Source organism: Streptomyces sp. NPDC107521, assembly GCF_055598485.1.
Genome location: NZ_JBVKAT010000023.1, coordinates 63,625 through 79,796, shown reverse-complemented (window position 1 = coordinate 79,796; position 16,172 = coordinate 63,625). Strand labels below are relative to the sequence as shown.

Genomic DNA, 16,172 nt, shown 5'->3' with positions numbered 1-16,172 from the left:
CCGTCGCGGGGGCGTGGCACGGGCCGTCCGCCCGGGTCCGGGAGGCCCACCGCCCGCCACCGCCCCGGCCGCGCCCGTGCGGCGTCCGTGCCGAGGGCTCCGCCCGCCGTACCGCCGCGCGGGCGGCGCACCGCGGGCCCGCCGCCCGGCGCGCTGTGCGCGCGGGTGCCCGGCGCGCTACGCGCAGCCGCAGGACCGGCGGACGACCAGCCGGGACGGGAACACCCGCAGCCGCTCCCGGCGCGACCCCTGGACCCGGATGGCGTCGTCCAGGACGAGGTCCACCGAGGCCCGGGCCATCGCGGACCGGTCGGAGGCGACCGTGGTCAGCGGAGGATCGGCCAGCGCCGCCTCCTTGATGTCGTCGAAGCCCGCCACCGCCAGCTCGCCCGGCACGTCGATGCGCAGCTCACGGGCCGCGCGCAGCAGGCCGATGGCCTGGTCGTCGGTGGAGCAGAAGACGGCCGGGGGCCGCCGCGGCCCGGCGAGGATCTCCAGGGCCACCCGGTAGGCGTCGTAGCGGTTGTACGGCGCCTCGAAGAGGCGGTCCTCGGTGGGCAGCCCGGCCTCCTTCATGGCCCGCCGCCAGCCCTCGACGTGGTCGGAGACCGGGTCGCCGACGGAGGGGGTGTCTGCGGTGCCGCCCATGCAGGCGACGTACTCGTAGCCGTGCTCCAGCAGGTGCCGCACGGCGGCCTGGGCGCCGCCCACGTCGTCGGTGACGACGGCGACGTCGTCGATGGCCTCGGGGCGCTCGTGGAGCAGCACCACCCGGGCGTCCCAGGCGTCGATCTCGGCGGCGGCCATGTCGTTCAGCGCGTGGCTGACCAGGATCAGGCCGCTGACCCGCATCCCGAGGAAGGCCCGCAGGTAGTGGACCTCGCGCTCGCCCACGTAGTCGGAGTTGCCGACCAGCACCATCTTGCCGCGCTCGGAGGCGGCCCACTCGACCGCGTGCGCCATCTCCGCGAAGAACGGCTGGCGCGCGTCCGGGACGATCAGTCCTATGAGGTCGGTGCGCCGCGACGCCATCGCCTGGGCGACCCGGTCGGGCCGGTACCCCAGCTCGTTGATGGCGGCGAGGACACGCTCGCGCGTGGCCGGGGCGACCGGCCGGGGTCCGTTGTTGATGACGTAGCTCACGACGGCGGTCGAGGTCCCCGCCAGCCGCGCCACATCGTCCCGAGTCACCTTGGCCACGCGCGGAGTCTACGCGGATGGAACCCCCGCGGGGCAGGCCGTATCACCCCTCGGTCACCCGGATCGCGGCGGGGGCCCGCCCGGCGGGCCGCGCGCCGGACGCGGTCAGTCCCCGGTCCGGCCGGTCCGCCCGGCCCCTTCCGGCCTCCTGGACCGGTCCGTCCTGTCCGTCCGCTCCGCCGTCTCGCCCTTCTCGGGCTTCTCCGGGACGACGAAGCGGTAGCCGACGTTGCGGACGGTGCCGATCAGGGACTCGTGCTCGGGGCCGAGCTTGGCGCGCAGCCGCCGGACGTGGACGTCGACGGTGCGGGTGCCGCCGAAGTAGTCGTAGCCCCAGACCTCCTGGAGGAGCTGGGCGCGGGTGAAGACCCGGCCCGGGTGCTGGGCGAGGTACTTCAGCAGCTCGAACTCCTTGAAGGTCAGGTCCAGCACCCGTCCCTTGAGCTTCGCGGAGTACGTGGCCTCGTCGACGGAGAGGTCGCCGCTGCGGATCTCGGCGGGCAGTTCGTCGGCGGTGAGCTGGGCGCGGCCCTGGGCCAGCCGCAGCCGGGCCTCGACCTCGGCCGGTCCGGCGGTGTCCAGGAGCACGTCGTCGACGCCCCAGTCGGCGGTGACGGCGGCGAGCCCGCCCTCGGTGACGACGAGGAGCAGCGGGCAGCCGGGCCCGGTGGAGCGCAGCAGCCGGCACAGCCCGCGCACCTGCGGGAGGTCGCGGCGGCCGTCGACGAGGACGACGTCGGCACCGGGGGTGTCGACCAGGGCGGCGACCTCGGCGGGGGCCACCCGCACCGAGTGGAGCAGCAGGCCGAGGGCGGGGAGGACCTCCGCCGACGGCTGGAGCGCGTTGGTCAGCAGGAGCAGGGAACTCATCGCGGCCCACCCGCCCGGTCCGTCCCGCAGTCGTGCACGGTTCGCTCGCCCATAACGTCTGGTTCCTCCTCGGTCCTGCGAGGACGTTTACGGCACTGCTTCGTACGGTGCGGTCCCGGCGCCCGGGGCCGCTGCGACTTCGGAACCGAACGCTCCCGAAAGCACGAAAGGACCCGGGGGCTTCGCTGCCCGAGTCCTCTTCACAGCAGAATAGCCGATATGAGCAACCGACCGGCAGGCCGTGTGGCGCGTCCCACCTCCGATCCGCACGGCGGGACACCCTTCGCGGGGGCCCGGGGCGCACCGCCCGGGGGGCCGGGGGAAGGGCCCGCGGCCGGGCCGCGGCGGGCCGTGCTGCTCACCGACGACGGGGTGCCGATCGACGCCCGGTACGAGCCGGGCCCGCCCGCTCCCGCCCCCGTCCGGGAGGGCGGCCCGGCCCTCCGTTCCGCCCCGGCGCGCGGCTCCGCCCCCGTCCCCGGCCCCGGCCCCGTCATCGTGGTCGCCCACGGCTTCACCGGCGGCGCCGACGGGCCGCACGTGCGCCGGGTCGCGGCGGCCCTCGCCCGCTCCTGCGCGGTGGTCACCTTCTCCTTCCGGGGGCACGGCCGCTCCGGCGGCCACTCGACCGTCGGCGACCAGGAGGTGCGGGACCTGGCGGCGGCCGTCGCCTGGGCCCGCTCGCTCGGCCATCCGGGGGTGGCCACCGTGGGCTTCTCCATGGGCGGCTCCGTGGTGCTGCGGCACGCCGCGCTCTACGGCGGCGACGTCCACGCGCGCACCGACGCGGTGGTGGCGGTCAGCGCCCCGGCCCGCTGGTACTACCGGGGGACGGCGCCGATGCGGCGGCTGCACTGGCTGGTGATGCGCCCGTCCGGCCGCCTGGTGGGCCGCTACGGCTTCGGCACCCGCATCCAGCGCCGCGAGTGGGACCCGGTGCCGCTGCCCCCGGCGCGGGCCGCGGCGCGGATCGCCCCGACGCCGCTGCTGGTGGTGCACGGCGACCGGGACCCCTACTTCCCCCTCGACCACCCCCGGATGCTGGCCGAGGCCTCCGGCGGCCACGCCGAGCTGTGGGTGGAGCCCGGCATGGGCCACGCCGAACACGCCGCCGGGGCGGACCTGCTGGGCCGGATCGGCGTCTGGGCGGCCCGCGAAGCGGGCTAGCCTGAGGTGTTCACCGCAAGCGATTCCCTGCGATCGAGGAACCAGATGGCAAAGGTCACGGTGCGCTACTGGGCCGCCGCGAAGGCCGCGGCCCGGGTGGCCGAGGAGCCCCACGAGGCGGACACGCTCGCGGCCGCGCTGGCCGCGGCGCGCGAGCGGCACCCCGGCGAGCTGTCGCGCGTGCTGTCGCGCTGCTCGTTCCTCGTCGACGGGGACCCGGTGGGCACCCGCGGGCACGAGACGGTCCGGCTGACCGACGGATGCACCGTCGAGGTGCTGCCCCCGTTCGCGGGAGGGTGAGGATGAGCGACCAGCCGTACGGGCAGCAGCACCACCCGCAGCAGGGGCACGACGCCGGGGCCTGGCCGGGCCACCGGCCCTACGACGACTCCGACACGGGCCAGCACACCCAGCAGTGGCAGGGGCAGACCTGGGAGACCAGCCTCCAGCCGCCCGTCCCGGCGTCCCCCGCCGAGGAGACCTCCCTGCTCCCGCAGCCGCCGCGGGCGCACCCCGGCGCGCAGGGGTACCCGCCGGAGCCGTACGCGGCGCGGCAGCCGCACCCGCACCAGCCCCACGCGGCGGACCCCGCGCCGTACGCGGGCCCGCAGTCCTACGGGACCCAGCAGCCGCAGCAGTACGGGACCCCCGGGCCCCAGCCGTACGCCGCCGAGCCCCAGCCGCAGCCGTATGCCGCCGGGCCCCAGCCGCAGCAGTACGGGACCCCGCGGGCGCAGCCGTACGCGGCCGATCCGCAGCCTTACGCCCAGCCGTACGCCACGGACCACGGCGCCCGGCCGCAGCCGCAAGCGGACCCGTCCCACGGCACCGACGTCCACGGGGGCCGGCCGTACGCCCAGCCCCAGCCGTACGGGGAGCCCCAGTCCCAGCCGTACGGGGAGCACCAGCCCCAGCCGTACGGGGAGCACCAGCCCTACGGGGAGCCCCACCTCCAGCCCCGGGCGGTGCCCGCGCCCCAGCCCCACGGGCAGGCGCAGCCCCACGGGCAGGCGCAGCCCCAGCCGTACGCGCAGCCCCAGCCGCAGCAGTACGCCCAGCCGTACGGGGAACAGCCGCCGCACTCCGTGCCGCGGTCCCAGCCGTACGCCGAGCCCCGGTCCCAGGCGGCCCCTCAGCCGCACGCGGCCTCCGGGCCCGCCCCCGCCCCCGGTGCCGCCCCCGCCCCCGGTGCCGTCCCCGAGGCCGGTCCCGCCGAGGGGCCCGCCGACGGCCCCGAGTACGGTCCCGCCACCCTCGCCGGGAACGCGCGGGTCACCGACGCCCAGCGGGCGCGGGCCGAGGGGCGGTCGCCGATCATCGACCCGGGGATGCAGCCCGCCCTGCTCACCGCGCTGCTCGGCCTGCTGCTGGCGGGCGCGGCGGCGGTCGGCACGTACGCCCTGCTGGTGCCGCTGGTCGCGCTCCAGGGCCTCACCGCGGCCGGGTGGTTCCGGCTGAACGGCATGTGGCCCGCCCGGCAGGGCATCGCCCTGGGTTTCGCGGGCGCGCTGGCGGCCGACGCGGCGATGCTGGCGTCCGACCGCTCGCCCGCCGCCCTGATCGGCACCCTCGGGGTGTGGGTACTGCTCTCCCTGGTGCTGCAACTGCGCTCGCACGCCGATCCCGACGAGCGGATGTACGGCCTGATGGCGACCGTGGCCGCGACGGCCCTGGCCGTCGTCGCCGGCGGCTACCTGGCGGCGGACCACGACGCGGTGACGGTCGGCGCGGTGGCGGTGGCGGTGGCCCTCGTGGTCCGCGCCCTGCCGGTGCCCGCGGCGGTGTCGGCGGTGGGCGCGCTGCTCGCCGCGGCGGTCGCGGGCGGGGCCGTGGGCTCCCTGACCATGTCCGGCCCGGCCGGGGCGCTGCTCGGCGCGGGCGCGGCGGTGTGCGCGCTGGCGGGCCACCGGGCGGCGGCCTACGACTACCCGTCCCGGTTCGTGCACTTCACGGCGGGCGTGGCGCTGCCGCTGGCGGCGGCGGCCCCGGCGGTTTACTTTCTCGGACGGGTCCTGGGGTAGCCGCCCGGCCGCCCCGCCCCGCCCCGCCCGGCGGCGGTGCCTGTCACAGGTGATCGACAGAATCCCGGCGGCCGTCCGGCGCGGCACTACGCTCGCGGGGGACGGCCGCCGGTCGTCGTGACCGCCGCCGTGGGGGGAAGGGCCTGATGTCCCGGAAGCGAGCACCGCGCGCACTGCTGATCGCCGTCGTGGTCCTCGGCGTGCTCCTGGTCGTCGCGGACCGCGTCGCCGCGCACGTCGCGGAGGGGGTGGCGGCGGACCGGCTGCGCGCCTCGGAGAACCTGTCCTCGACGCCGGACGTCTCGATCAACGGCTTCCCCTTCCTCACCCAGTGGGCCCGCGGGGAGGTGGACGACGTGGAGATCGGCATCGGCGGCTACGAGGCGTCCACCGGCGGCGGCGGGCGCATCCGGATCGAGGGGCTGCGGGCCCGCGCCCGGGGCGTCCGCGTCGCGGAGGACGGCGGCAGCGCCACCGCGCGCAGCGCCACCGGCACCGCGACCGTCTCCTACGACGAACTGCTGAAGGCCACCAGGTCCGGGCCCACCCAGGTGTTCCCGGGCATCACCGCCGAGATCGTCGGCCTGGCGGACGGCGGTCACGGGAAGATCAAGGTGTCGGTCGCGATCACCACCCCCCTCCGTTCCTGGACCCAGCCCGTGCTCAGCACGCTGGCGGTCGAGGACAACCAGGTCCGGGTGCACGCCGACGCGCTGCCGAAGCTGGTGGCCGACCTGGCGGAGTCCCGCGTCCGGGACATCACCGACTTCCGGCAGACCATCGACGAACTCCCGGGCGGCGTACGGCTGGACAAGGTCGAGGCGACCGGGGACGGGGTCGAGATCACGGTGCGGGGCGCGGACATCCGCCTCGCCGGGTAGCGGCGCCGGGCGGCCGTCCCGGACCCTCCGCGTCCGAGGGGCGAGACGTCGCCGTCCGTACCGCAGAAGGCTTTCCCCGCGGTCCCGCCCGCGCCGCGCCGGGCGCCCGCCGCGCCCTGCCCCCATCCCGCATCGCGGACGATGTCGTCTCACTATGCGACACGCCGGTGACATCGCCCGCTTTTCGTCCTTACGATCGGTGCCATGAAGCGACAGGCGGATCTCACGAAGCGGCGGGCAGTGGACCTGTGCCGCGTTGCCGCCATGCTCTGTCGCGCCTTCTGAGCGGACGGCGACGCCGCCGTCCGTGTTCCCTCACCGCGCCCCGGTCCGGGGCGCCCGCGTGCCCGGCCCTCGCCGGCCGCGCGCACCCTCGCACCGCACGCCCCGCCGCACCTGCCCCGGAGGAGAAAGCATGAGCCGCAGCGACGTTCTGGTCGACGCCGACTGGCTGCAGGACCACCTGGACGACCCCACCATCGCCATTGTCGAGGTGGACGAGGACACGTCCGCGTACGAGAAGAACCACATCAAGAACGCCATTCGCATCGACTGGACGAAGGACCTCCAGGACCCGGTCCGCCGCGACTTCGTGGACCAGGAGGGCTTCGAGAAGCTGCTGTCCGCCAAGGGCATCGGCAACGACCACACGGTCGTCCTCTATGGCGGCAACAACAACTGGTTCGCCTCCTACGCCTACTGGTACTTCAAGCTGTACGGCCACGACAGCGTCAAGCTGCTCGACGGCGGCCGCAAGAAGTGGGAGCTGGACGCCCGCGAGCTGGTCGCCGGCGACGACGTCCCCGCCCGCGCCGCCACCGAGTACAAGGCCAAGCCGCAGGACGCCTCGATCCGCGCCTACCGCGACGACGTGGTCGCCGCCATCGGCTCCCTGAACATCGTCGACGTGCGGTCGCCCGACGAGTTCTCCGGCAAGCTGCTCGCCCCGGCCCACCTGCCGCAGGAGCAGTCGCAGCGCCCCGGCCACGTGCCGTCCTCCCGCAACATCCCGTGGTCGAAGAACGCCAACGACGACGGCACCTTCAAGTCCGACGAGGAGCTGAAGGCCCTCTACGAGGACGAGCAGGTCGACCTGGCCAAGGACACCATCGCCCTGTGCCGCATCGGTGAGCGTTCCGCCCTGACCTGGTTCGTCCTGCACGAGCTGCTCGGCGTGGAGAACGTCAAGAACTACGACGGTTCGTGGACCGAGTACGGCTCCCTGGTCGGCGTGCCGATCGAGCTGGGCCCGGCCAAGTAACCGACCCGACCGACCTCTTCTACACCCGATCAGGAGTACGACATGTGCGGAGCGAAGGCCGGCGGCCCCGACGCCTCGACGATCAAGCCCGGTGAGACCACCATCCAGGGACAGGTGACCCGCGACGGCGAGCCGGTGACGGGCTACGTCCGTCTGCTGGACTCGACCGGAGAGTTCACGGCGGAGGTGCCCACCTCCGCGACCGGACAGTTCCGCTTCTACGCGGCCGAGGGCACCTGGACCGTCCGCGCGCTCGTCCCGGGTGCCACCGCCGACCGCACGGTCGTCGCCCAGCAGGGCGGACTGGCGGAGGTCGCGATCGCCGTCTGACGGCATCCGGATGCCAGAGGGCCGCGCCCCACGGGTTGGACACCCGGGGCGCGGCCCTCTGGGCTGTCTCCGGACGCGTCCGGACCTACCCTGGACGTATGTACGCACGGCGCCGGCACGTCTACTTCGCCATGATGGGCGTCTGCATCGTGCTGTTCGTCCTGGCCTGGGCCGTGGTCCGGATGTGGTCGGTCCCGGCGGCCGTGGGCATGTGCCTGTTCGCCATGCTCATCCCGCCGGCCGCCGCGATCGTGGCCAACCGGCGGGGCCCGGAGGACCGCTGGTGGGACGACCCCTCGGGCGACGGCGAGTCCGACGAGTGGTGGGACGAACTGGACGGCAAGAAGCGGCCCCGCCGCTGACCGCCCCGTCACGGCACCCCTTCCGCACCCTCCGCACACCGGCCCCGGAGCCGGGCACGGGGGGAACCGGCGCGGGGCGCGGGCTCGTGGCCGGGAGCGGCGGCCCCGGCGCGGGGCACGGCACCCGTGGGGCGGCCGTGATGGGCGTGGTGGGTGACACGACGGGGGAGGCGGCGATTCCGCTTCGTGCCGGAGTCTTGACCGTCCGTAAGGTCTAAACCAATCATGGCGCATGCCGAGAATCCGCAGAACGCTCACCGCCCTCGCCCCGCTGCTCCTGGCCGCGGGGCTCGCCGTCCCCGCCCAGGCCACCGGTGCCACCGCCGCCCCCGCCCCGGCCGCCGCGACGGCCGCCTGGCCCGGCCCCGCGCCCGTGTTCACCCGTGTCGCCACCAGTGACCCGGTGCTCTTCATCACCATCGACGACGGATGGGGCACCGAGGACGCCGCGGGCGCCCAGCGGCTGCTCATCGAACGGCGGATCCCCGCGTCCCTGTTCCTGCTGCCGGACGCCCACGAGCGCGACCGGGACTACTACCGCACCCTGCTCGCCCACAGCCCCGCCCGGGTGGAGAACCACACCGTCACCCACCGCGACATGACCACGCTCACCGAGGCCGAGCAGCGCGGGGAGATCTGCGGGGCCCGCGACCGCCAGCTCGCGGCCTTCGGCGACAGCCCGCAGCTCTTCCGCCCGGCGGGCGGCCAGACCTACCAGTGGCCCTACTACAACGACGCCACCCGGACCGCCGCGACCGCCTGCGGTGCCCGGGCCGTGGTCACCTGGACCCACGACCTGACCACCTGGGGCACCTGGTCGCCCCCGGTGCCCGCGCTGCGCGCCGGGGACATCGTGCTGCTCCACATGGGCCCGCAGCTGGAGGGCGACCTCCGGCGGGTGCTCGCCGCGGCGGACGCGGCCGGACTGTCCCCGGCCCGGCTGCGCGACTACACCCGGGGCGCCTCCTGAGCGCGGCCCGGCGTCAGTAGACGAGCGCCTGGGTGCCGTCGGAGAGCGACTCCTGCACGAACACCTGGGCGCCCGCGATCCGCACGCCCTCGATGACGTCCTGCTCGGTGATCCCGCGGCGGGCCGCGCACTGGGTGCACAGGGTCAGCCGCCCGCCCGCCAGGACCGCGTCCAGCAGCTCCGGCAGCGGCGCGGAGTGCGGCAGCTCGAACCCGGCGGCCCGGCCCGGCACCGCGAACCAGGCGGACTCGCCGGTCAGCCAGAGCGACACCTCGACACCGCTGGCCACGGCCACCGCGGCCACCGTGAACGCCTGCGAGCACCGTTCGGGCGCGTCGGCGCCCGCCGTCACCTTGATCACGAGCTTCTTCGCCATGGCCGCATCGTACGGCGCGCCACCCGCCCGGCGGCCGCGAGGGCCGACCTCGCCCCGTGCCGCCGGGCCCGGCCGCGTAAGCTGGTGCCCGGCCCCGCGCGCGGCGCACGCACCGCCCGTACCGCACCCGCTCAACCGAGGAGCACCCGTGGAGATCTTCTTCGAAACCCTGCTGGTCCTGGTCTGCGTGGGCGTTCTCGCCTTCGCCGGACTGACCGTGAAGAAGCTGTACCAGGGCCAGCGCTGACCCCCCACGCCAGGAAGTTCCTCTCATGATCGAGATCCCGTCCGACCTCCACAAGGACCTCGTCCCGCTCGTCTTCCTCCTCGGGAACTGGGCGGGTGCCGGCGTGCACGACTTCCCGGGCGCCGAGAAGTGCAACTTCGGGCAGGAGGTCTCCTTCACCCATGACGGCCGGGACTTCCTGGAGTACGCCTCCCACTCCTGGGTGCTCGACCAGGACGGCAACAAGGTCCGCCCGCTGGAGTCCGAGCACGGCTTCTGGCGCGTCGACGCGCAGCGCCGGGTCGAGGTGACGATGACCCGCGACGACGGCGTCATCGAGATCTGGTACGGCGAGCTTGCCGACCAGAAGCCGCAGATCGACCTGGTGACGGACGCCGTGGCCCGCACCGCCGCCTCCCGCCCCTACACCGGCGGCAAGCGGCTGTACGGCTACGTCAAGAGCGACCTGATGTGGGTCGGCGAGAAGCAGACCCCCGAGGTCGAGCTGCGTCCCTACATGTCGGCGCACCTGAAGAAGGTCGTCACCCCGGAGGACGTCGAGCGCTGGGCCAAGGCCCTGCCCGACGACATGCCGGACGACGGCATCGCCTTCTTCAAGTAGCCGCGGGCTGCCGCCCGCGCGGCGCGCTCACGCCTCGACGGTCACCCGCACCACCTCGTGCGCGTCGTCGAACCGGACGGCCGGCCAGTAGCCGTCCGGGAAGTGGTCGCCGCAGGTGTCGGACAGGTGCAGGACCACCCCGTCGCCGTCGGCCTCGATGGTGTCCAGCAGCAGGTCCGCGCGCGCCTCGGCCAGCTCGGCGTCGGTCGGCGCCCCGTCCCCGAGCGCCCGGACGACCGCCTCGGCGGCCCGGCGCTCCAGCTCGGCGCACCGCCCGGCCGCCCGGCGCAGCCGGGCCGCCACCGGCGCGGGCACCGCGTCGTCCGGCTCCGGCAGCAGGGCTGCCTCCCGGCCGCCGGGCAGGCGCACCCGGCCGGGCACCCCGTCCGGCGGGGCGGCGGGCCGCTGGGCGTCGAGGGGGCGTTCGGCGGAGGGCTCGGTCACAGCGGCACTGTAGCCGCGGCCCCGAGCCCGCGGCCCCGAGCCCGCGGCCCCGAGCCCGCGGCCGGGGGCATCTCCGGCCCATCCGGGGCGGGCCGCGCCGCTCCGGCGGAGCCGGGGGAGGTCCGGGCCGTCCGGGCCCGCCGGGAAGCGCGGAACAGCCCGTAGACTCGGGGGTGTGGTGAGCACCGACTGGAAGAGCGATCTCAGACAGCGCGGCTACCGGCTGACGCCTCAGCGGCAACTGGTGCTCGAAGCCGTGGACACCCTGGAGCACGCGACGCCCGACGACATCCTCGTCGAGGTGCGCAGGACCGCCTCGGGGATCAACATCTCCACCGTCTACCGCACGCTGGAGCTGCTGGAGGAGCTGGGGCTCGTCTCGCACGCCCATCTCGGGCACGGGTCGCCCACCTACCACCTGGCCGACCGGCACCACCACATCCACCTGGTCTGCCGGGACTGCACCCAGGTCATCGAGGCCGACCTGTCGGTGGCGGCCGGCTTCACCGCGGAACTGCGCGAGCGGTTCGGCTTCGACACCGACATGAAGCACTTCGCGATCTTCGGCCGCTGCGCCGACTGTTCCGCCGCGAAGGCCCCGTCCGCCGGGTCGTAGTCTGGGGGCATGAAGAGCCCCCTGCTGTCCCTGCCCGGCGCCGTCCCCGCCGAGGGCGTGGACGAAGGCGTCGCCGCCCACTACGGCGACCTGTTCCGCGAGCAGCGCGCCCTCGCCGAGGGCACCGGATTCGTCGACCTCTCGCACCGCGGTGTGGTCGCCGTGACCGGTGACGACCGGCTGAGCTGGCTGCATCTGCTGCTCACCCAGCACGTCAGCGACCTGCCGCCCGGCCGGGCCACCGAGGCGCTGGTCCTCTCCGCCAACGGCCACATCGAGCACGCCCTCTACCTCGTCGACGACGGGACGACCACCTGGGCCCATGTGGAGCCGGGCACCCAGGAGGCGCTCATCGCCTACCTGGAGTCGATGAAGTTCTTCTACCGCGTCGAGGTCGCGGACCGCACCGCCGACCGCGCCGTGGTGCACCTCCCGGCCGGTTCCATCACCGCGGCGCCCGCCTCCGCCGTCGTCCGCGAGACGCCGTACGGGCGCGACCTGTTCCTGCCGCGCGACGGGCTGGAGGCGTTCGCCGCCCAGGCCGGGCCGCCCGCCGGGATCCTCGCCCACGAGGCGCTGCGCGTGGAGCAGCACCGGCCCCGCCTCGGCTTCGAGACCGACCACCGGACCATCCCGCACGAGCTGGGCTGGATCGGCACCGCCGTCCACCTCCAGAAGGGCTGCTACCGGGGCCAGGAGACCGTCGCCCGGGTGCACAACCTCGGCCGGCCGCCGCGCCGCCTGGTCTTCCTGCACCTGGACGGCAGCGAGGTCCACCTGCCCCCGGCCGGGGCCCCCGTCCGGCTCGCGGACGACGGGCCCGACGGGCGCAGAATCGGCTTCGTCACCACCTCCGCGCGCCACCACGAGCTGGGGCCGGTCGCCCTCGCCCTGATCAAGCGGAACGTCCCGGTGGACGCGCGGCTGGTCGCCGAGGAGACGGCGGCGGCGCAGGAGACCGTCGTCGAGCCCTGACCCGGCGGCGTCCGGGCGGCCCGTCGTCCCCGCCCCGGCGGGGCGGGCGGGCCGCCTCCGCCCCGGCGCTCACCTCCGCCCCGGCGGGCGTCTCCGCGACCCCGGCGGGCGGTCCCGGCCGGGCGGCCCGGCCCTCCGGCGGCGCGGGTCCTCAGACCTCGACCAGCACCGTGAACGGGCCGTCGTTCGTCAGCGACACCCGCATCGAGGCGCCGAACCGGCCCGTCGCCACCGTCGCCCCCAGCTCCCGCAGCCGGGCCACGACCTCGTCGACCAGCGGCTCCGCGACCTCGCCCGGCGCGGCGGCGCTCCAGGTGGGGCGGCGGCCCTTGCGGGCGTCCCCGTACAGGGTGAACTGGCTGATCACCAGGAGCGGGGCGCCGGTGTCCGAGCAGGACCGCTCGTCCCGCAGGATCCGCAGCGACCAGAGCTTGCGGGCCAGCCGCGCCGCCTCCTCCGCCGTGTCGCCGTGCGTGACGCCGACCAGGACGCACAGCCCCTCGCCGTCGACCCCGCCGACCGCCTCGCCGTCCACGACGACGCTCGCGCCGTCCACCCTCTGCACCACCGCTCGCATGGAGCCCATGATGCCGGTCCCGTCCGGTGCGGCTCCGGGCGACCCCGTACGGGGTTTCTTTTCGCTACCTAACCCCCCATCTGGGGCCGTTCGGGGGCACTCGGTCACATAGCGGCCACTTGGGATGGCACGATGCTCCCAGACGCCGGTCGAGGGACGGTTGAGGGACATGAACACACCGAGTACGGGGCAGCCGCCCAGGACTGCCGCGTCGACCTGCGGCCTGGAGGCGCTCCGGCCGCCCGTGCAGCGCACGGACAGCCCGGAGCTGGCCGCCGGGCATCCGGAGCACGACCTGGCGGCACTGAGCCTGCCCGAGCTGCGCGCGCTGCGCCGGGACGCCCGGGGCCGGGAGACCGACCTCAGCTATGTGCGGCGGCTGCTGCACGGCCGGATCGACATCCTGCGGGCGGAGCTGGCGCGGCGCGGCCCGGCCTCCGTGGCGACCACCGCGGCGGTGGGCCCGGTCGTCGAGCGGCTGTCGGAGATCCTCACCGACGCCCCGGCCCGGCACCGCTCCTCCGCCCGTCATGTGACGCTGGGCCCGCCGCGGACCGAGGAGTGCCGGCGGCTGGCCGCGGAGATGCTCGGCGAGGTGGCGCTCTCCGATCTGTCGGCCCGCACCGATGTCGAGCTGACCTCCGGCATGGGCCGCCTGGTCCGCCACGAGCAGCAGGTCTCCCGCCGCCGCCGGCGGCTCCAGCGCACGGCGGACGAGTGCGGCGCGGAGATCGCCCGCCGGTACCGTGAGGGGGAAGCCCAAGTCGACGACCTGCTCGTGTGACGCCGGGGCGGCTGTGCGGGCCGCCCGGGGGCCCGGCGATCCCGGGCCGTCACCGCGCGGGTCACCCTCCGTCCGGAAGGCCACCGCCGATGCCCGCGTCCCCGCAGCCGTCCCCCTCCGTGCCGCCGTCCCCCGCCGTGCCCGCCCCGCCCGTCCTCGCGGAGGTCGTGCGCTCCGGATTCGTGGAGGGGCGGCACCGGGGCGGTCTGGTCGTCCTGGACACCGACGGGGCCGTGGAGCTGGCCCTCGGGGACGTGACGTCCCCGGTCTTCCCCCGCTCGGCCAACAAGCCGATGCAGGCGGCGGGCGTGCTGCGGGCCGGGCTCGACCTGGCGGGCGAGCGGCTGGCGCTGGCCGCCGCGAGCCACTCGGGGGAGCCGTTCCACCTCAAGGCCGTCCGCGCCATGCTCGACGCGTACGGGCTGGACCCGGAGCTCCTCCGGTGCCCGCCCGACCTGCCGCTGGACCCCGAGGAGCGGGACCTGCGGCTGGCGTCGGGGGAGGGGCCCGACCGGATCACCATGAACTGCTCCGGCAAGCACACCGCCATGCTCGCCGTGTGCGCCCTGCGGGGGTGGCCGCTGGAGACGTACCTCGACGCGGACCACCCGCTCCAGCGGCTGATCCACGAGGTGGTGGAGGATGCCGCGGGCGAGCCGGTCGCCGCCGTCGGCACCGACGGGTGCGGGGCGCCGCTCATGGCGATCGGCCTGACCGGGCTGGCCCGCGCCTTCCGCTCCTTCGTCCGCGCCGAGCCGGGCACGGCCGGGCGCCGGGTCGCCGACGCGATGCGCGCCCACCCCGAGTACGTGGCGGGCACCCGCCGCCCCGACACCTGGCTGATGCGGGAGGTGCCGGGCGCCCTGTCCAAGATGGGCGCCGAGGCAGTGCAGGCGGTGGCGCTGCCGGACGGCCGGGCACTGGCCTTCAAGATCGAGGACGGTTCCGGACGGGCCCTGGGCCCGGTGCTGGCCCGCGGTCTGGCCCTCCTCGGCGTCACCTCGCCGGTCGTCGGGCGCATCGGCCGCGCCCCGCTGCTCGGCGGCGACCGGGAGGTCGGCGAGGTCCGCGCAACCTTCTGACCCGCTCCGGAGAGCGCCGGGCGCCGTCGGGGCGGCGCCCGGCCGCCGGGAAACCCCTCCGGGGACGGGGGCGGAGGCAGGGAAAACCCGCGAGACGGGGAGCGGGGGCGCCGCCTACGGTGAGGCCATGACATACCCCGACATCGACGTACGCCCGATCAGGGAGGACGAGCTTCCCGGCTGGAGCCGCGCCATGAACGTGGGCTTCCAGGTCTCCCCCGCGGTGAGCCCCGAGGTGCTGGAGGCGCGGCGCGGCCTCTTCGTGCCCGGCAGGCTGCTCGGCGCCTTCGACGGCGGGCGCTGCGTGGCGACGTACCGGTCGTTCGACCAGGAGGTCACCGCCGTGGGCGGCGCCCCGGTCCCCGCCGACGCGATCTCCAACGTGACCGTCAGCGCGACCCACCGCCGCCGGGGCCTGCTCTCCCGGATGATGGCGCACGACCTCGCGGCGGCGCGGGAGCGCGGGGACGTCGTCGCCACGCTGATCGCGGCCGAGTACCCGATCTACGGCCGCTACGGCTTCGGCCCGGCCACCTCCGCGGCCGAGTGGACGATCGACGTGCCGCGCACCGGGCTGGACCGCGGCCGCCCGGCCGTCGACGACGGGGGCCGCGTCGACTTCGTGGACGGCGCGGAGGTCCGCGCGCTCGGTCCCGGGCTGCACGAGCGGCTGCGCCGGGCCCGGCCGGGCGCGGTCAGCCGCACCGAGCAGTGGTGGCTGGGGCGCACCGGTCTCCTGGACATGGTCGGCCGGCCGTGGACCGAGCCCCACCACGTGGTGTACCGCTCGCCGGAGGGCGAGGTCGAGGGCATGGCCGCCTACCGGTGCGACGACCACTGGGGCGAGGCCAAGCAGCCCGAGTGCACGGCGACCGTGAGCTGGCTGGCGGCCGTGACCCCGGCGGCCGAGCGCGCCCTGTGGCGGTTCCTGTGCTCCCTCGACTGGGTCACCACGGTGAAGTCCGGCCATCTGGCCCCCGACGACCTGCTCCCGCACTTCCTGCCCGACCCGCGCGCCGCGCGCCTCACCTCGCAGGTGGACTGGCTGTGGGTGCGCGTCCTGGACGTCGTACGGGCGCTGGAGGCGCGGACGTACGGGGGCACGGGATCGCTGGTGCTGGAGGTCGTGGACCCGGACGGTCCGGCCGCCGGCCGGTGGCGGCTGGAGGCCGGTGACGGCGGGGCGTCCTGCGTGGCGACCACCGCGAGCCCGGATCTGGTGCTGGACGCTCCGGCGCTGGCCTCGCTGTGGCTGGGCGACGAGTCGGCGGTGCGGCTGGCGGCGCTGGGCCGGGTGCGCGAGGAGCGGACGGGCGCGGTCGGTCTGGCCGGCACCCTGCTGCGGGCGCCCCGGCGGCCGTGGTGCCCGGACATGTTCTAGGGGTGCCCGCCGCTTCCGGGGCGCTCT

20 protein-coding genes are annotated in these 16,172 nt (G+C 75.7%); 15 read left to right on the top strand and 5 right to left on the bottom strand.

Translation table 11 applies throughout. The annotated features are described in order from the left end of the window. Window positions 1-177 precede the first annotated feature (177 nt). Window positions 178-1,200 carry a LacI family DNA-binding transcriptional regulator gene (locus tag ACZ7LB_RS27375; RefSeq protein WP_471471879.1) on the bottom strand — a complete coding sequence of 341 codons (1,023 nt, stop codon included), beginning with the start codon at window positions 1,198-1,200 and terminating at the stop codon, window positions 178-180. A gap of 105 nt (window positions 1,201-1,305) precedes the next feature. Continuing rightward, on the bottom strand, window positions 1,306-2,070 hold the full coding sequence (locus ACZ7LB_RS27370) for a response regulator transcription factor (RefSeq protein WP_471471878.1): 765 nt from the start codon (window positions 2,068-2,070) through the stop codon (window positions 1,306-1,308). A gap of 219 nt (window positions 2,071-2,289) precedes the next feature. Between ACZ7LB_RS27370 and ACZ7LB_RS27365 the strand changes: the two genes are divergently transcribed. The 9 genes from ACZ7LB_RS27365 to ACZ7LB_RS27325 all read left to right on the top strand — a co-directional run bounded on the left by ACZ7LB_RS27365 (window position 2,290) and on the right by ACZ7LB_RS27325 (window position 9,062). Continuing rightward, on the top strand, window positions 2,290-3,237 hold the full coding sequence (locus tag ACZ7LB_RS27365) for an alpha/beta hydrolase family protein (protein ID WP_471471877.1): 948 nt from the start codon (window positions 2,290-2,292) through the stop codon (window positions 3,235-3,237). A gap of 45 nt (window positions 3,238-3,282) precedes the next feature. Then, window positions 3,283-3,537: a MoaD/ThiS family protein gene (locus ACZ7LB_RS27360; RefSeq protein WP_161229851.1), complete on the top strand. Its 255-nt coding sequence runs from the start codon at window positions 3,283-3,285 to the stop codon at window positions 3,535-3,537. Window positions 3,538-3,539: 2 nt separating this feature from the next. Further along, entirely contained in the window at window positions 3,540-5,258 is a 1,719-nt protein-coding gene (locus ACZ7LB_RS27355) for a hypothetical protein (RefSeq protein ID WP_471471876.1), read from the top strand. 146 nt (window positions 5,259-5,404) lie between these two features. Further along, a complete protein-coding gene (locus ACZ7LB_RS27350) occupies window positions 5,405-6,139 on the top strand; it encodes an LmeA family phospholipid-binding protein (RefSeq protein WP_471471875.1) in 735 nt (244 codons plus the stop codon). Between the two features lie 204 nt (window positions 6,140-6,343). After that, complete coding sequence (locus tag ACZ7LB_RS27345; protein WP_355172694.1) at window positions 6,344-6,424, top strand: putative leader peptide; 81 nt, start codon at window positions 6,344-6,346, stop codon at window positions 6,422-6,424. Window positions 6,425-6,554: 130 nt separating this feature from the next. Then, a complete protein-coding gene (locus tag ACZ7LB_RS27340) occupies window positions 6,555-7,400 on the top strand; it encodes a sulfurtransferase (RefSeq protein WP_161229853.1) in 846 nt (281 codons plus the stop codon). Between the two features lie 42 nt (window positions 7,401-7,442). Beyond that, window positions 7,443-7,730 (top strand): DUF1416 domain-containing protein, encoded by a 288-nt coding sequence (locus ACZ7LB_RS27335; protein ID WP_010351646.1) that lies wholly within the window; start codon window positions 7,443-7,445, stop codon window positions 7,728-7,730. Between the two features lie 98 nt (window positions 7,731-7,828). Further along, on the top strand, window positions 7,829-8,092 hold the full coding sequence (locus ACZ7LB_RS27330) for a DUF3099 domain-containing protein (RefSeq protein ID WP_471471874.1): 264 nt from the start codon (window positions 7,829-7,831) through the stop codon (window positions 8,090-8,092). A 232-nt stretch (window positions 8,093-8,324) separates the two neighbouring features. After that, a complete protein-coding gene (locus ACZ7LB_RS27325; RefSeq protein ID WP_471471873.1) occupies window positions 8,325-9,062 on the top strand; it encodes a polysaccharide deacetylase family protein in 738 nt (245 codons plus the stop codon). A 13-nt stretch (window positions 9,063-9,075) separates the two neighbouring features. Here the strand turns inward: ACZ7LB_RS27325 and ACZ7LB_RS27320 are convergent, their stop codons facing one another. Continuing rightward, on the bottom strand, window positions 9,076-9,438 hold the full coding sequence (locus tag ACZ7LB_RS27320) for a DsrE family protein (RefSeq protein ID WP_161229856.1): 363 nt from the start codon (window positions 9,436-9,438) through the stop codon (window positions 9,076-9,078). Between the two features lie 272 nt (window positions 9,439-9,710). Between ACZ7LB_RS27320 and ACZ7LB_RS27315 the strand changes: the two genes are divergently transcribed. Next, on the top strand, window positions 9,711-10,286 hold the full coding sequence (locus tag ACZ7LB_RS27315; RefSeq protein ID WP_471471872.1) for a heme-binding beta-barrel domain-containing protein: 576 nt from the start codon (window positions 9,711-9,713) through the stop codon (window positions 10,284-10,286). A gap of 27 nt (window positions 10,287-10,313) precedes the next feature. Here the strand turns inward: ACZ7LB_RS27315 and ACZ7LB_RS27310 are convergent, their stop codons facing one another. After that, window positions 10,314-10,730: a hypothetical protein gene (locus ACZ7LB_RS27310; RefSeq protein WP_471471871.1), complete on the bottom strand. Its 417-nt coding sequence runs from the start codon at window positions 10,728-10,730 to the stop codon at window positions 10,314-10,316. A gap of 175 nt (window positions 10,731-10,905) precedes the next feature. Here ACZ7LB_RS27310 and ACZ7LB_RS27305 point away from each other — a divergent pair, with 175 nt between their 5' ends. Next, window positions 10,906-11,346: a Fur family transcriptional regulator gene (locus ACZ7LB_RS27305; protein ID WP_471471870.1), complete on the top strand. Its 441-nt coding sequence runs from the start codon at window positions 10,906-10,908 to the stop codon at window positions 11,344-11,346. 9 nt (window positions 11,347-11,355) lie between these two features. Then, window positions 11,356-12,321: a CAF17-like 4Fe-4S cluster assembly/insertion protein YgfZ gene (gene ygfZ / locus ACZ7LB_RS27300; protein WP_471471869.1), complete on the top strand. Its 966-nt coding sequence runs from the start codon at window positions 11,356-11,358 to the stop codon at window positions 12,319-12,321. Between the two features lie 151 nt (window positions 12,322-12,472). Here the strand turns inward: ygfZ and dtd are convergent, their stop codons facing one another. Beyond that, entirely contained in the window at window positions 12,473-12,898 is a 426-nt protein-coding gene (dtd, locus tag ACZ7LB_RS27295) for a D-aminoacyl-tRNA deacylase (protein WP_471471868.1), read from the bottom strand. A gap of 169 nt (window positions 12,899-13,067) precedes the next feature. Here dtd and ACZ7LB_RS27290 point away from each other — a divergent pair, with 169 nt between their 5' ends. From ACZ7LB_RS27290 to ACZ7LB_RS27280, 3 genes are all read left to right on the top strand, one after another. Further along, window positions 13,068-13,682 carry an RsiG family protein gene (locus ACZ7LB_RS27290; RefSeq protein WP_471471867.1) on the top strand — a complete coding sequence of 205 codons (615 nt, stop codon included), beginning with the start codon at window positions 13,068-13,070 and terminating at the stop codon, window positions 13,680-13,682. A gap of 89 nt (window positions 13,683-13,771) precedes the next feature. Then, the gene (locus tag ACZ7LB_RS27285; protein WP_471471866.1) at window positions 13,772-14,764 is read left to right on the top strand and encodes an asparaginase; all 993 of its coding nucleotides are present in this window, start codon (window positions 13,772-13,774) and stop codon (window positions 14,762-14,764) included. 127 nt (window positions 14,765-14,891) lie between these two features. Further along, window positions 14,892-16,145: a GNAT family N-acetyltransferase gene (locus ACZ7LB_RS27280; protein ID WP_471471865.1), complete on the top strand. Its 1,254-nt coding sequence runs from the start codon at window positions 14,892-14,894 to the stop codon at window positions 16,143-16,145. Window positions 16,146-16,172: the final 27 nt, after the last annotated feature.

Coding starts and splice junctions, on each gene's coding strand:
- ACZ7LB_RS27370 (WP_471471878.1), bottom strand. CDS start 2,070: ATGAGTTCCCTGCTCCTGCTGACCAACGCGCTCCAGCCGTCGGCGGAG.
- ACZ7LB_RS27365 (WP_471471877.1), top strand. CDS start 2,290: ATGAGCAACCGACCGGCAGGCCGTGTGGCGCGTCCCACCTCCGATCCG.
- ACZ7LB_RS27360 (WP_161229851.1), top strand. CDS start 3,283: ATGGCAAAGGTCACGGTGCGCTACTGGGCCGCCGCGAAGGCCGCGGCC.
- ACZ7LB_RS27355 (WP_471471876.1), top strand. CDS start 3,540: ATGAGCGACCAGCCGTACGGGCAGCAGCACCACCCGCAGCAGGGGCAC.
- ACZ7LB_RS27350 (WP_471471875.1), top strand. CDS start 5,405: ATGTCCCGGAAGCGAGCACCGCGCGCACTGCTGATCGCCGTCGTGGTC.
- ACZ7LB_RS27345 (WP_355172694.1), top strand. CDS start 6,344: ATGAAGCGACAGGCGGATCTCACGAAGCGGCGGGCAGTGGACCTGTGC.
- ACZ7LB_RS27340 (WP_161229853.1), top strand. CDS start 6,555: ATGAGCCGCAGCGACGTTCTGGTCGACGCCGACTGGCTGCAGGACCAC.
- ACZ7LB_RS27335 (WP_010351646.1), top strand. CDS start 7,443: ATGTGCGGAGCGAAGGCCGGCGGCCCCGACGCCTCGACGATCAAGCCC.
- ACZ7LB_RS27330 (WP_471471874.1), top strand. CDS start 7,829: ATGTACGCACGGCGCCGGCACGTCTACTTCGCCATGATGGGCGTCTGC.
- ACZ7LB_RS27325 (WP_471471873.1), top strand. CDS start 8,325: ATGCCGAGAATCCGCAGAACGCTCACCGCCCTCGCCCCGCTGCTCCTG.
- ACZ7LB_RS27320 (WP_161229856.1), bottom strand. CDS start 9,438: ATGGCGAAGAAGCTCGTGATCAAGGTGACGGCGGGCGCCGACGCGCCC.
- ACZ7LB_RS27315 (WP_471471872.1), top strand. CDS start 9,711: ATGATCGAGATCCCGTCCGACCTCCACAAGGACCTCGTCCCGCTCGTC.
- ygfZ (WP_471471869.1), top strand. CDS start 11,356: ATGAAGAGCCCCCTGCTGTCCCTGCCCGGCGCCGTCCCCGCCGAGGGC.
- dtd (WP_471471868.1), bottom strand. CDS start 12,898: ATGCGAGCGGTGGTGCAGAGGGTGGACGGCGCGAGCGTCGTCGTGGAC.
- ACZ7LB_RS27290 (WP_471471867.1), top strand. CDS start 13,068: ATGAACACACCGAGTACGGGGCAGCCGCCCAGGACTGCCGCGTCGACC.
- ACZ7LB_RS27285 (WP_471471866.1), top strand. CDS start 13,772: ATGCCCGCGTCCCCGCAGCCGTCCCCCTCCGTGCCGCCGTCCCCCGCC.
- ACZ7LB_RS27280 (WP_471471865.1), top strand. CDS start 14,892: ATGACATACCCCGACATCGACGTACGCCCGATCAGGGAGGACGAGCTT.